Below are 13,748 nucleotides of genomic sequence, written 5' to 3' on the forward strand. Positions count from 1 at the left end.
GTTTTATTTACAGTTGGTTAGATAAAAGCAATGGCTCCAGGAAAAGAGTCGCTGACTGCCATAAAACCTTCATCAATCGGCTTGACAAATGTTAAGAAAGTCTTTGCTTTGGGGATAACCATTGTGAATTAGCATAATATCTTGCCAGAGATGAAATTAGTCTTGGGTAAATGTCATAGGGCTGCGATGTAACACAAATATTGTTGTGCGCTACTGGAATTTTATCCAGTCTTTTTTACTGGCATTATTAACCATGACGAGTAAAATTACATACCTGCCCGCCCAACTCCTTCAGGTAGCGACTCATGAGTAAACCGTTCAAACTGAATTCCGCTTTTAAACCTTCTGGCGATCAGCCAGAGGCGATTCGACGTCTCGAAGAGGGGCTGGAAGATGGTCTGGCGCACCAGACGTTACTTGGCGTGACGGGTTCCGGGAAAACCTTCACCATTGCCAATGTCATTGCTGACCTTCAGCGCCCAACCATGGTACTTGCGCCCAACAAAACGCTGGCGGCCCAACTGTACGGCGAAATGAAAGAGTTCTTCCCGGAAAACGCGGTGGAGTATTTCGTCTCCTACTACGACTACTATCAGCCGGAAGCCTATGTACCGAGTTCCGACACCTTCATTGAGAAAGATGCCTCGGTAAACGAACATATCGAGCAGATGCGTTTGTCCGCCACCAAAGCGATGCTGGAGCGGCGTGATGTGGTTGTGGTGGCGTCGGTTTCCGCGATTTATGGTCTGGGCGATCCTGATTTATATCTCAAGATGATGCTCCATCTTACGGTCGGTATGATTATCGATCAGCGCGCGATCCTGCGCCGCCTGGCGGAGCTGCAATACACCCGGAATGATCAAGCATTCCAGCGCGGTACTTTCCGCGTTCGTGGCGAGGTGATTGATATCTTCCCGGCAGAATCGGATGACATTGCACTTCGCGTGGAACTGTTTGACGAGGAAGTGGAACGATTGTCGTTATTTGATCCGCTAACCGGGCAGATTGTTTCCACCATTCCACGTTTTACCATCTACCCGAAAACGCACTACGTTACGCCGCGCGAGCGCATTGTGCAGGCGATGGAAGAAATTAAAGAAGAACTGGCCGCTAGACGCAAGGTGCTGTTAGAGAACAACAAACTGCTGGAAGAGCAGCGGCTGACTCAGCGTACCCAGTTTGATCTGGAGATGATGAACGAACTGGGATATTGCTCGGGCATTGAAAACTACTCGCGCTTCCTCTCCGGCCGTGGACCAGGTGAGCCACCGCCGACGCTGTTTGATTACCTGCCTGCCGATGGGCTGCTGGTCGTCGATGAATCTCACGTCACCATTCCACAAATTGGCGGTATGTATCGAGGCGACCGGGCGCGTAAAGAGACACTGGTGGAGTACGGTTTCCGCCTACCATCAGCGCTGGATAACCGTCCGCTGAAGTTTGAAGAGTTCGAAGCATTAGCGCCGCAAACCATCTATGTTTCGGCGACGCCGGGTAATTACGAGCTGGAAAAATCCGGTGGTGATGTGGTGGATCAGGTCGTGCGTCCAACCGGATTGCTTGATCCGATTATCGAAGTGCGACCGGTGGCAACACAGGTTGATGATCTTCTTTCGGAGATTCGCCAGCGAGCGGCAATTAACGAACGCGTGCTGGTCACAACACTGACCAAGCGAATGGCGGAAGATCTCACGGAATATCTCGAAGAACACGGTGAGCGTGTACGTTATCTTCACTCAGATATCGATACCGTCGAGCGCATGGAAATCATCCGCGACTTGCGTCTGGGTGAGTTCGACGTGCTGGTAGGGATCAACTTACTGCGCGAAGGTCTGGATATGCCGGAAGTTTCGCTGGTGGCGATCCTCGACGCCGACAAAGAAGGCTTCCTGCGTTCTGAACGTTCGTTGATCCAGACCATTGGTCGTGCGGCACGTAACGTCAATGGTAAAGCGATTCTCTACGGCGATAAGATCACCCCGTCAATGGCAAAAGCAATTGGCGAAACCGAACGTCGCCGCGAGAAACAGCAGAAGTACAACGAGGAACACGGCATTACGCCGCAAGGCTTGAACAAGAAAGTGGTCGATATCCTGGCGCTGGGGCAGAACATTGCTAAAACCAAAGCGAAGGGCAGAGGAAAATCGCGACCGATTGTTGAGCCGGATAATGTGCCGATGGATATGTCGCCGAAGGCGTTGCAGCAGAAAATCCATGAACTGGAAGGGCTGATGATGCAACACGCGCAAAATCTGGAGTTCGAAGAAGCGGCGCAAATTCGTGACCAGTTGCATCAGCTGCGTGAGCTGTTCATTGCGGCTTCGTGACAAGATGACGAAGCCGGAATTTTCTTCCGGCTTCGTGTTAACCTAATGCCTGTAACGCCTTTTCCAGTGCGTTATGCAGCAACTGGCGGTCATGACGATAGGGAATATCGCTGGCCTCCAGTACTTCCTGAATCACAATTCTGTTGTTAACTGCGGATACATCAGCTTTCGGTCCAACAACTACCGCATCAATCACTTTTTTACCAACATACTGCTCCATAATCGCCAGCTTATTTTCCAACTTGAGATTAGCAGCAGGCAGGCTTAATTCTCGCCCCAAATTACCGATATACACCATCGGGGCAGGCGTTCGGCGTAATGCCTGCGCGATTTCCTTGAGCAGCAGAATGGGCATAAGACTGGTATAAAAACTCCCTGGCCCAATAATGATCAGATCCGCCTCATTAATCGCCAGCACCGCTTCACGTGTGGCAGGTACGTTGGGGGTTAAGAGTAGATCCTGTATCGGCGCAGTGAGCTGGTCAATATTGACCTCGCCGTAAACTTCATGTCCCTGATCATCAATGGCCATCAGATCCACCGGATGTTCCGACATTGGAATCAAATGTGTATCCACTTTCAGCAGATTGCGAATCAGATTGATCGCTTCCAGGGGCCGCACGCTAAGGTGATCCAGTGCCTTTAACATCAGGTTTCCAAGGTTGTGCCCGGAAAGTTCACCGTTACCGCCAAAACGATATTCAAACATTGCGGAAGCGACGCTGGGTTCCGTTATCAACTGGTTGAGGCAGTTGCGCATATCGCCCCAGGCAATGCCGCCTTCTGAGCGACGAATACGCCCCGTCGAGCCGCCATTATCCGTGGTGGTTACGATACCCGTTAAGCGAGAGCCTAAAGATGAAAGCGATGAGAGAACGCGTCCTAATCCATGCCCTCCGCCGAGAGCAACGACACGATCAAGGTCAGCCAGCGTACGATTGCGCATATAGATTCCTGAAATCAAATTCACCGCGCTACAGTAGCGCAACTCATAGGGAATCGGCAATTAAGCTGTAAAGATCCCGAAAACTCTTTTTCAGAGACTACCTCCAACGAGTAATACACGCTTTCCAGGCTGATGATATATATCAAGGTAAAACGCTCATTTTTCCTTATTCTGTAGCGAAATAGCTCGATCATGACGCTATATATACGATTACATAGCGAAAGTTGTGAATGGTAAAAATCCCATTTACACGTTAGTATCGGCATAACCACTAAACACTCTAGCCTCTGCACCTGGGTCAACTGATACGGTGCTTTGGCCGTGACAATGCTTACAAAGATTGCCACCAGGGCGAAGGAAGAAATGACTTCGCCTCCCGTATCTGGAAAGGTGTACATGGCTTCACAACTGACTGATGCATTTGCGCGTAAGTTTTACTACTTGCGCCTGTCGATTACCGATGTGTGTAACTTCCGTTGCACCTACTGCCTGCCGGATGGCTACAAACCGAGCGGCGTCACCAATAAAGGCTTTCTTACCGTCGATGAAATTCGCCGGGTTACGCGCGCCTTCGCCAGTCTGGGTACCGAAAAAGTCCGTCTGACGGGCGGAGAGCCGTCTTTGCGTCGTGACTTTACCGATATCATCGCCGCTGTGCGAGAAAACGACGCTATTCGCCAGATAGCGGTCACCACCAATGGTTACCGTCTGGAACGCGACGTGGCGAACTGGCGTGATGCTGGTCTTACTGGTATCAACGTGAGTGTCGATAGCCTCGACGCTCGCCAGTTTCAGGCTATTACCGGACAGGATAAATTCAATCAGGTCATGGCAGGGATCGATGCTGCATTTGAGGCCGGTTTTGAGAAGGTCAAAGTCAATACCGTGCTGATGCGTGATGTTAATCATCACCAGCTCGACACCTTTCTGAACTGGATCCAGCATCGCCCTATCCAGTTACGTTTCATCGAACTGATGGAAACGGGCGAGGGCAGCGAGCTCTTCCGTAAGCATCACATCTCTGGTCAGGTTCTACGTGACGAGCTACTGCGTCGCGGCTGGATCCACCAATTACGTCAACGCAGCGATGGTCCCGCGCAAGTCTTTTGTCATCCGGATTACGCCGGAGAGATTGGCCTTATCATGCCGTATGAAAAAGACTTCTGCGCCACTTGTAACCGCCTGCGCGTTTCCTCCATTGGTAAACTCCATCTCTGCCTGTTTGGTGAAGGCGGCGTTAACTTGCGCGATCTGCTGGAAGACGATACCCAGCAACAGGCGCTGGAAGCGCGTATTTCAGCGGCGCTGCGGGAGAAAAAACAGACCCATTTCCTGCATCAAAACAACACCGGTATTACGCAAAACTTATCGTACATTGGCGGCTAAAACGTCAAAAGGAGAGATCAGATGAGTCAGGTAAGCACTGAATTTATCCCGACCCGTATTGCTATTCTTACGGTTTCTAATCGTCGCGGTGAAGAAGACGATACTTCCGGTCACTATCTGCGCGATTCGGCGCAGGAAGCGGGCCATCACGTTGTCGATAAAGCCATTGTGAAAGAAAACCGCTATGCCATTCGCGCTCAGGTATCTGCGTGGATCGCCAGCGACGATGTACAAGTAGTGTTGATTACGGGTGGTACTGGCCTGACCGAAGGCGATCAGGCACCTGAAGCACTGCTGCCGCTGTTCGACCGTGAAGTTGAAGGTTTTGGTGAAGTGTTCCGTATGTTGTCGTTCGAAGAGATTGGCACCTCAACGTTGCAATCTCGTGCGGTAGCGGGCGTCGCTAACAAAACGCTAATTTTCGCCATGCCCGGTTCAACCAAAGCGTGCCGTACCGCCTGGGAAAATATCATCGCACCGCAGCTGGATGCCCGTACGCGTCCGTGTAATTTCCATCCACATTTGAAGAAATAAGTATGTCGCAACTGACCCATATCAACGCCGCTGGCGAAGCGCACATGGTGGATGTCTCCGCCAAAGCGGAAACCGTGCGTGAAGCGCGCGCCGAAGCCTTTGTCACCATGCGCAGCGAGACGTTGGCGATGATCATTGATGGTCGCCACCACAAAGGTGACGTATTTGCCACTGCGCGTATCGCCGGTATTCAGGCAGCAAAACGCACATGGGATTTGATCCCGCTTTGTCATCCGCTGATGCTCAGTAAAGTTGAAGTCAATTTGCAGGCCGAGCCGGAGCACAATCGGGTGCGTATAGAAACCTTATGCCGCCTGACCGGGAAAACCGGCGTCGAAATGGAAGCGTTAACGGCGGCCTCCGTGGCCGCGCTGACCATTTATGACATGTGTAAAGCGGTGCAAAAAGATATGGTGATTGGTCCGGTACGTTTGCTGGCGAAGAGCGGTGGCAAGTCGGGTGACTTTAAGGTGGAAGCGGATGATTAAAGTTCTTTTTTTCGCCCAGGTGCGCGAGTTGGTAGGAACAGATGCAGCCGAAGTGGCTGCGGATTTCCCAACCGTGGAAGCGTTACGCCAGCATCTGGCTGCGCAGAGCGATCGTTGGGCGCTGGCGCTGGAAGATGGCAAATTGCTTGCTGCCGTCAACCAGACGCTGGTGAGTTTTGACCATCCGCTGACTGACGGCGACGAAGTGGCTTTCTTCCCGCCGGTAACCGGAGGCTAAAATGGCAGAAACCAAAATTGTTGTCGGCCCGCAGCCGTTCAGCGTAGGAGAAGAGTATCCGTGGCTGGCGGAGCGTGACGAAGACGGTGCGGTAGTCACCTTTACCGGTAATGTGCGCAACCATAACCTGGGCGACAGCGTCAAAGCATTAACCCTCGAACACTATCCGGGGATGACTGAAAAAGCACTGGCAGAAATTGTCGATGAAGCGCGTAACCGCTGGCCGCTGGGGCGCGTCACGGTGATTCACCGCATCGGGGAATTATGGCCGGGCGATGAAATCGTTTTTGTCGGTGTCACCAGTGCGCATCGCAGCAGTGCGTTTGAAGCCGGGCAGTTTATTATGGACTATCTCAAAACCCGCGCACCGTTCTGGAAGCGCGAAGCCACGCCGGAAGGCGACCGCTGGGTTGAAGCTCGGGAGAGCGATCAGCAGGCGGCAAAACGCTGGTAGAATAATGTGATACGCTTAACGTATCACTTTCTACCAGGAGGATGCCATGGACCGTTTCCCACGTTCCGATTCCATTGTGCAGGCGCGTTCCGGCCTGCAAACCTATATGGCGCAGGTATATGGCTGGATGACAGCTGGCCTGCTGCTTACCGCTTTTGTTGCCTGGTATGCAGCCAATTCGGCAGCTCTGATGGAGCTACTTTTCACCAATCGCGTCTTTCTGATAGGCCTGGTGATAGCACAATTAGCTTTAGTTATCGTGTTATCAGCGATGATTCAAAAGTTAAGTGCGGGTGTAACGACGACACTATTTATGCTCTATTCGGCGCTAACCGGACTAACGCTTTCCAGTATTTTCATTGTTTATACCGCGGCGTCTATTGCCAGCACTTTTGTTGTCACTGCCGGGATGTTCGGCGCAATGAGCCTGTACGGTTACACCACCAAACGTGATTTAAGTGGCTTCGGCAATATGTTGTTTATGGCGTTGATCGGCATTGTGCTGGCATCGCTGGTGAACTTCTGGCTGAAAAGCGAAGCGTTGATGTGGGCAGTTACCTACATCGGCGTGATTGTCTTTGTTGGATTGACGGCGTATGACACTCAGAAACTAAAAAATATGGGTGAGCAGATTGATACCCGCGATACCTCCAACCTGCGTAAATACTCCATCCTGGGGGCATTAACCCTTTACCTCGACTTCATCAACCTGTTCCTAATGTTGCTGAGAATATTTGGCAACCGTCGCTGAATATTTTACTTGCGTTGAATCCCGACCCGTAGTCGGGATTTTTTATCTGTATAATAACGGCAATTAATTAATTGTTTTGCAATTATTAATGTCATTAATGATGTTCGCTGGTGAGTTTACTGGCTTAAATTATCAGTCAGCTATTTAATTGAAATACAATAGCTTTTCTCTAAAAATTTGGTGCAAACGAAGAATAATAGAGTACAATTCGGCGGTTTAATATCGGTTAAGGTGGTTGTCTTTTTTTTAGCAAACTCCGATGCAATAAATTACTAACTCGCTGAAGTTTTGTTGCGACATTGTTATTTTATTGAAAATGTCGAACATTGAACATACATTCATGAAAAAAATGGATTAATTCTCTATGTCTTCTGTATTGCCTTCATTGTCTGTTTATCCACGGCAGAGAAAAATATATCTTTTTTTAGCGCTATTATTTACTTCAACATTGATTCAACTTTGGCCTTTATATCATTTACAACCTCTCCGGGTAATATTACGTGTTGGTGCATGCAACATGCTAATTATATTATCTCTGACAGCATGTTATCGCCTGTTGGTGGGGAAAATTTTAGCGCTGGGGGTGTCATTATTACTCACTGTTAATTTTATGATTGCGCTTTGTACATGGGAAATATATCAAAGCGATTTCAATATCGTATTTGCGATGAGTATTCTTGAAACTCATTGGGCTGAAGTTAAATCGATGACGGGTATGTATATTTCATGGATGCCGGTATGCGTCATTTATTTTCTATTGACATATTTCTCCATACACAATGGTGCAAAATGTCTCTCTTCTAAAATTCAACACGCCGCAATGGTCATATTATTGATTTTTCTGGCATGGTTTACTTACAGTCAATGGAAAAAACAGCAGAAAGATGGTCTTGGCGGCTATTATCCTTTAAGCGCTCGCGCATTAAAAGTTACACCATTTTACGTTGCTTCAAATTTTATTGTTGCATACCGTGACATTGCTTTTGCAAAAGAGCTAAAGCAGATTGATATAGATTTACCGGGGTTAACGACTAAAGACACTGATATTGATACCTATGTAATCATTATTGGTGAGTCTGCACGTCGCAGTAATATGAGCTTGTATGGTTTCGAACAGAATACTACGCCCGTACAAAATACAATCGCACCGCAGGCACTAATTTTTGATAACGCTATTTCACCTGCGGCGGCGACAGTGACTTCGATTCCAATGATTCTCAGTAAGGCATCAACAGAAAGTTTTACTGCTGCCGATTTATCAAACAATATTGTTACGTTAGCTAATAAAGCTGGTTTTCAAACAACATGGCTGAGTACACAGAATGTTGTGGGTAAACATAATAACTACATTACCCTTATCGGAAGTGCCAGCAATAAATCGCAGTGGATGACAGGTGAATATGACGATGCCCTTTTACCCCATCTTGATGAAGCCTTAAAAGAAAAAGGTAAAAAACTCATCATGTTGCACATCAATGGTAGTCATGAAATTGCCTGTACGCGTTATCCTGAATGGGCAGATAAATTCAAAACTGGCAATAAATATGAGGATTGCTACAACAACTCTATATTGTTCACTGATTATGTTATTGGTGAGGTCATAAAGCGTCTTGAAGGTAGTAAATCCTCATTGCTTTATTTTTCTGATCATGGCCTGGAAAAAAATCCTGATATTCCGTCACTTTATATGCATGGCGCAGATACACCAAGTAAAGAAGCCTACGATGTACCGCAATTTATCTGGTACAGTTCTGAGGCATTGAACAGTCAATCGCGTAAGCTTGGTCATATTCGTGAGAACTATTCGTTGCTCAATAACTATGCAATGATGCTTGACTGGCTGGGCATTTCCACTGGCGAAACACGGTGCAACTCTCCGTTGTCTGAATGTTATCGTCCTGCGACATCTATCCCTGTAACGGACGGTAGTCGAGCTAAAGTCTTTGAATATAAAGATCTGCGTGATACCTTTGCCTCACCGAAGAAAAAGATTCCTTATCGCGAAGCCAGTCCTAATCCGCTGTAAATTAATGTCTGGGGAGCATCGTCAGGTGCTCCCTGATTCTTATTCAAAATACACCAGACAAGTGCCAGACCATAAAATACGTTTTACCACATGGCGGTTGCCTTTTTCGCATCCATAAATATAAAAATATTTTGTATGAATAACTTTAGGTTCATTCACAATAGTAATTTAAGTTTTTCACTAAGGACAACTAAAAGAATGGAATCATACTCGAAAAACAATGATAAATTCGATTACATGTGTGAGGCGAAAATATTAAACGCCATATGGCTCATTACCGCTGTCGGTTTGGCGGCAACCGCAGGTCTGGCCTGGATAGCTAATTATCTCGAAATTACGGCAACAAAATATGATTCACCGCAAATGTATGTCGCCATAGGATTATTATTACTTTGTATGTATGGTTTAAGTAAGGATATCAACAAGATAAATGCTGCCATCTCAGGCGTTATATATCTGTTTTTAATCTCTTTGGTGGCGATTGTGGTTGCAAGTTTAGTTCCTGTATCTGCCATTATCCTTGTGTTCAGCACTGCGGGCGCGATGTTTTTAATCAGTATGCTGGCCGGTTTATTATTTAATGTTGATCCTGGTTCTCATCGTTTTATCATTATGATGACGTTGACAGGGTTGGCCCTGGTGATCATCGTGAATGCCGCATTAATGAGTGAACGGCCCATTTGGGTAATAAGTTGCTTAATGATTGTTTTATGGTCAGGCATTATCTCGCATGGACGAAATAAGCTCCTTGAACTGGCAGGAAAATGCCATAGCGAAGAGTTGTGGAGTCCGGTTCGTTGCGCTGTTACAGGTGCATTAACACTCTATTACTATTTTATCGGCTTCTTTGGGATTCTTGCAGCAATAGCGATAACGCTTGTCTGGCAAAGGCATACGCGGTTTCATATTTAACGCACTTTCGACTTACGTTTAGAAATGTAGTATCTGAAATACAATAGTGGAGAATATCATGCAGTTAGTTTGTACCATCGATAATAAATATATGGATAAATTTATGGCTATACTGCTTTCAGGAGTGTTACATTCCTTGAAAGAAGGCACGATAACTATAGATGAATCTGAACTACTAGTTTTCAGACCTTTTATTTCCAGGCTTTTACACAAAAATGATTGTGATAAAGAGCTAATAGAGATAATTGATCTTGGTTGTGATCTTGAAAATATTGAATCATTAGTTCCTGAGTATCTTGATGATGCTATAAAAAACTTAATAATCAAAACAAGTGATTTTACATATGCAATAAAAGATAGTTATCCTTTGAGTAATAAAATGGAACATGCAGTATCTTTTATGTTTAGAGATTAAAAAGGTTTATAAAATGTTCAAAGATAAAACTCTGGCAGCAGATATCAGCGCATTAATGCTCAATATTGGTTCTCAATTAGATGCGTCAGTATTATATGTTCAGCAAGCTTGCGATGAATCTGAGCTTAATATTTATCGTTCCGCCGTCGGGGAAATTATGGGGCGCATGTTAATCGATATCATGAACCCCATCTATAAACAGCATCCCGAACTTAAACCAAAAGAACTTAACTAAACTTCACATCGCCGCTTCATTTTTCGCTCGTAGCTTCTTCGCCTGGCTTTCCAGCAACAGGTAACAGATCAGCGCCAGCAGCAGCGGGATAAAGTAATACAGCACACGGTAAGCGAGCAGGGCGGCGATAATTGTGCCTTTGGAGGTATGCTCCCCAGCCAGTAGCGCGATAAACACCGCTTCCAGTACACCAATTCCCGCCGGAATATGCACGATGACGCCAGCAATACTACTAACCAGCAACACGCCCAGTACAAAGAAATAGTTCACGCTTTGACCAAGTAACAGCCAGATAATCGCCCCCATGACCATCCAGTTAACGCTGGAAATCAGCATCTGGGCGAGGGCGAATTTCCATGAGGGCAGCACCAGCTTCTGCCCTTTGATGGTCATATGGCGGTGCTTCGCGAAAGCGCAAAACCACAAATAAACCGCGATAATCAGCAGTAAGCCAATGCCGAGAATACGCAGCGTAGTTTGATCGACATACCAGTGATCCGGTAGTTCCACCACGCCTGCGGTAAAGATAATCCCCGCCAGTAAAATATAGCCCAGCCAGTTAGTGGTAATACTGAGTGAGAAAATTCGTGTAATAGTGCTGCCCGGCAACCCCAGTCGGGAGTACAAACGATAGCGCATACCTATGCCGCCGACCCAGGTACTGAGTGTCAGGTTGAAGGCGTAGCAGATAAACGACACCAGCATCACCTGGCGCTTCGCCAGTTTGTGACCGCAGTAGAAACGGGCGAGCAGGTCGTAGCAACCGTAAATCAGATAGCTGACGACCACCAGCCCAATCGCACTGAGCAACGCAACGCGATTGTAGTCGCGGATGACCTTCCAGACCTCTTCCCAGTCCACTTTTTTGGCGTAGACCACCAGCAACACAATCACCGCGATAAAAAACAGCCAGGTGAGGATCTTCTTTGCTAAGCGCCAGCGCGGGCGTGATTTACTCATCAGGATTTCATCCCCGTATTTTCAGTTTCTACCCGATCCTGCGTTTCCATTGTCGGTTGTGCGGGGGGATCAACTTGCGCCAGACGCGGCGTGTGCGCCGGAAGCCAGCCCACCAGCGCCGGGAAGTGGCGTAAAAAATGGAATGCCAGCACGCTTTTGGTCAGGTTCCACCAGGTGCGTTTCGGCAGCATGGATTCATCCACCTGTTGACAGTCGGCGGCGATGATGCCGTTCAGATTATCGCGTAGCGTCTGGTTAAAATTACGATCGTGGATGATGACGTTTGCTTCGAGATTCAGCGACAAACTGAGCGGATCGAGATTACTGGACCCTACCGTCGCCCAGTGGTCGTCCATCAAAGCGACTTTGCCATGTAGCGGGCGGCGGCGGTACTCAAATACCTGAACGCCGCCTTTTACCAGATAGTTGTACAGTAAACGCGCGCCGACTCTGACAATGGGCATATCCGGTTCGCCCTGAATGATCAGTTTGATCCGCACCCCGCGCCGTGCCGCTTTACGTAAGGCGTGCAAAAATCGATAGCCAGGAAAGAAGTAGGCGTTGGCGATAATCACTTCCCGGCGCGCCTGAGTGAGCATTTTCAGATAGTGACGTTCGATATCATCGCGATGTTCTTCGTTATCGCGCCAAACCAATAATACCTGCGCTTCTCCCGGCTGGCGGTTCTCTTCTGCTTTATGATGACGTCGCCACCAGCGTCGTGCTGCGCTCTGTCCTGGCAAATTTTCCAGTTCAAATTGCAGAATATCTTCGACAATCGGTCCTTCCAGACGTACCGCGTAATCCTGTTTAGCCTCTGGGCCGTAGCTGGACATATGCTCGGCGGAGTAATTCAGTCCACCAATAAAGGCGATACGTGCATCGACCACCACAATTTTGCGATGCATCCGGCGGAATACATTAGTACGCATACCGAACAGGCGAGGGCGGGGATCGTAATAACGAAATACCACGCCAGCCGCAGTCAGTTCATTGACAAACTCATCGCTGAGATCCGGTGAACCGTAGCCATCCAGCAAGACTTCCGCTTTTACCCCGCGTTGCGCTGCTGACAGTAGCGCCGCATGCAGCTGTTTGCCGACGTCATCCTCAAACCAGATAAACGTTTCAAGAATGATGCGTTCTTGCGCCTCGCCAATTGCTTTAAACACCGCGGGATAATATTGCTCGCCGTTTTCCAGCAACTGGATCTTATTGCCTTCACGCCAGCTACATTTCATAAATGAATCTCCGCACTTAAAGGGGCATGATCAGAAAGGTGTCGCCATGTCCGCAGCGGCAACGCGGTTGGCGCGCTGGCGCTGGCATTTTTGACGTAGATCCTGTCCAGTCGTAGTAGAGGAAATTGCACCGGAAACGTGCGCGCCGGGCGTCCGTGGGCGCGGGTAAATATCTCATCCAGTCCGGCCTGCACTTTTAACGGATGATTAGCTTTTTGCCGCCAGTCGTTGAAATCACCCGCCACTAATACCGGTTCGCCGTCCGGCAGCTCATTCACCCATTCAGCGAGCATCGCAAGCTGCGCCTGACGGTGCGCTTCACGCAGGCCCAGATGTACGCACATCACATGAATCGCTTTCCCGGTCATCGGCGGCACAATACGGCAGTAGAGCACGCCGCGCTTTTCCGCACCATCGACCGAAACATCACGATTCTCATAATGTTCAATGGGATAGCGCGACAGTACGGCGTTACCGTGATGCCCTTCCGGGTATACGGCATTGCGACCGTAGGCAAAATCGCTCCACATAGTGTCGGCGAGAAACTCGTAGTGCGAGGTATCGGGCCAGTTTTCCACATGCAGCGGATGAACTTCGTGCGCACCCATCACTTCTTGCAGGCAAACAATATCGGCACTGACGGTACGCACGGCGTCGCGAAGTTCCGGCAAAATGAAGCGTCGGTTAAACGCGGTAAAGCCTTTGTGAATATTGATGGTGAGCACCTTGAACGAAAATTGTTGTGTTTGAACGGGCATAATTTTCCTGTCTTTGCCTCTTATCTCATTGAAATAGTGTAGTCGGCGTCACAAAAAGGTGCGGTCTTACGGAATTT

Annotated in this window: 15 protein-coding genes and 1 riboswitch; of the genes, 11 read left to right on the forward strand and 4 right to left on the reverse strand. The window is 48.2% G+C overall.

Annotated features, from left to right (window positions below; genetic code table 11):
* Nucleotides 1–305: 305 nt before the first annotated feature.
* Entirely contained in the window at nucleotides 306–2,327 is a 2,022-nt protein-coding gene (gene uvrB / locus K0335_RS14905; RefSeq protein ID WP_000042541.1) for an excinuclease ABC subunit UvrB, read from the forward strand.
* 37 nt (nucleotides 2,328–2,364) lie between these two features.
* Here the strand turns inward: uvrB and yvcK are convergent, their stop codons facing one another.
* Nucleotides 2,365–3,273 (reverse strand): uridine diphosphate-N-acetylglucosamine-binding protein YvcK, encoded by a 909-nt coding sequence (gene yvcK / locus K0335_RS14910; protein WP_001246043.1) that lies wholly within the window; start codon nucleotides 3,271–3,273, stop codon nucleotides 2,365–2,367.
* Nucleotides 3,274–3,537: 264 nt separating this feature from the next.
* A riboswitch (molybdenum cofactor riboswitch) is annotated at nucleotides 3,538–3,682 on the forward strand.
* On the opposite strand from yvcK, the gene moaA reads away from it, so the two are divergent.
* From moaA to K0335_RS14960, 10 genes are all read left to right on the forward strand, one after another.
* Nucleotides 3,670–4,659 carry a GTP 3',8-cyclase MoaA gene (moaA, locus tag K0335_RS14915; RefSeq protein WP_002432387.1) on the forward strand — a complete coding sequence of 330 codons (990 nt, stop codon included), beginning with the start codon at nucleotides 3,670–3,672 and terminating at the stop codon, nucleotides 4,657–4,659. Its footprint overlaps the riboswitch before it by 13 nt.
* A 21-nt stretch (nucleotides 4,660–4,680) precedes the next feature.
* Entirely contained in the window at nucleotides 4,681–5,193 is a 513-nt protein-coding gene (gene moaB / locus K0335_RS14920; protein ID WP_000084639.1) for a molybdenum cofactor biosynthesis protein B, read from the forward strand.
* 2 nt (nucleotides 5,194–5,195) lie between these two features.
* Complete coding sequence (moaC, locus tag K0335_RS14925) at nucleotides 5,196–5,681, forward strand: cyclic pyranopterin monophosphate synthase MoaC (RefSeq protein ID WP_000080885.1); 486 nt, start codon at nucleotides 5,196–5,198, stop codon at nucleotides 5,679–5,681.
* Nucleotides 5,674–5,919, forward strand: a complete 246-nt coding sequence (gene moaD / locus K0335_RS14930) for a molybdopterin synthase sulfur carrier subunit (RefSeq protein ID WP_000598602.1) — start codon at nucleotides 5,674–5,676, stop codon at nucleotides 5,917–5,919. The genes moaC and moaD overlap by 8 nt, the downstream gene beginning before the upstream one ends.
* A gap of 1 nt (nucleotide 5,920) precedes the next feature.
* Complete coding sequence (gene moaE / locus K0335_RS14935) at nucleotides 5,921–6,373, forward strand: molybdopterin synthase catalytic subunit MoaE (RefSeq protein WP_104919394.1); 453 nt, start codon at nucleotides 5,921–5,923, stop codon at nucleotides 6,371–6,373.
* A 46-nt stretch (nucleotides 6,374–6,419) separates the two neighbouring features.
* Nucleotides 6,420–7,124 (forward strand): Bax inhibitor-1/YccA family protein, encoded by a 705-nt coding sequence (locus tag K0335_RS14940; RefSeq protein ID WP_046076718.1) that lies wholly within the window; start codon nucleotides 6,420–6,422, stop codon nucleotides 7,122–7,124.
* A gap of 364 nt (nucleotides 7,125–7,488) precedes the next feature.
* Nucleotides 7,489–9,150, forward strand: a complete 1,662-nt coding sequence (locus tag K0335_RS14945) for a phosphoethanolamine transferase (protein ID WP_104919395.1) — start codon at nucleotides 7,489–7,491, stop codon at nucleotides 9,148–9,150.
* 198 nt (nucleotides 9,151–9,348) lie between these two features.
* Entirely contained in the window at nucleotides 9,349–10,062 is a 714-nt protein-coding gene (locus tag K0335_RS14950; RefSeq protein WP_104919396.1) for a Bax inhibitor-1/YccA family protein, read from the forward strand.
* A 58-nt stretch (nucleotides 10,063–10,120) separates the two neighbouring features.
* Nucleotides 10,121–10,477: a DUF3969 family protein gene (locus K0335_RS14955; protein WP_001177701.1), complete on the forward strand. Its 357-nt coding sequence runs from the start codon at nucleotides 10,121–10,123 to the stop codon at nucleotides 10,475–10,477.
* A 13-nt stretch (nucleotides 10,478–10,490) separates the two neighbouring features.
* Entirely contained in the window at nucleotides 10,491–10,712 is a 222-nt protein-coding gene (locus K0335_RS14960; protein ID WP_000471748.1) for a hypothetical protein, read from the forward strand.
* Nucleotides 10,713–10,715: 3 nt separating this feature from the next.
* On the opposite strand, the gene K0335_RS14965 is transcribed toward K0335_RS14960, so the two are convergent.
* Genes K0335_RS14965 through K0335_RS14975 form a run of 3 tightly spaced genes read right to left on the reverse strand, consistent with a single transcriptional unit; the run spans nucleotide 10,716 to nucleotide 13,671 of the window.
* Nucleotides 10,716–11,672, reverse strand: coding sequence for a YbhN family protein (locus K0335_RS14965; RefSeq protein WP_104919397.1), 957 nt, complete (start codon nucleotides 11,670–11,672; stop codon nucleotides 10,716–10,718).
* Nucleotides 11,672–12,913, reverse strand: coding sequence for a cardiolipin synthase ClsB (clsB, locus tag K0335_RS14970; protein WP_104919398.1), 1,242 nt, complete (start codon nucleotides 12,911–12,913; stop codon nucleotides 11,672–11,674). Before clsB ends, K0335_RS14965 begins: the two co-directional genes overlap by 1 nt.
* Nucleotides 12,910–13,671, reverse strand: a complete 762-nt coding sequence (locus K0335_RS14975; protein WP_001145121.1) for an endonuclease/exonuclease/phosphatase family protein — start codon at nucleotides 13,669–13,671, stop codon at nucleotides 12,910–12,912. Before K0335_RS14975 ends, clsB begins: the two co-directional genes overlap by 4 nt.
* Nucleotides 13,672–13,748 lie beyond the last annotated feature (77 nt).

Source organism: Escherichia sp. GZ89, from assembly GCF_019366485.1.
Taxonomy (GTDB): domain Bacteria; phylum Pseudomonadota; class Gammaproteobacteria; order Enterobacterales; family Enterobacteriaceae; genus Escherichia; species Escherichia fergusonii.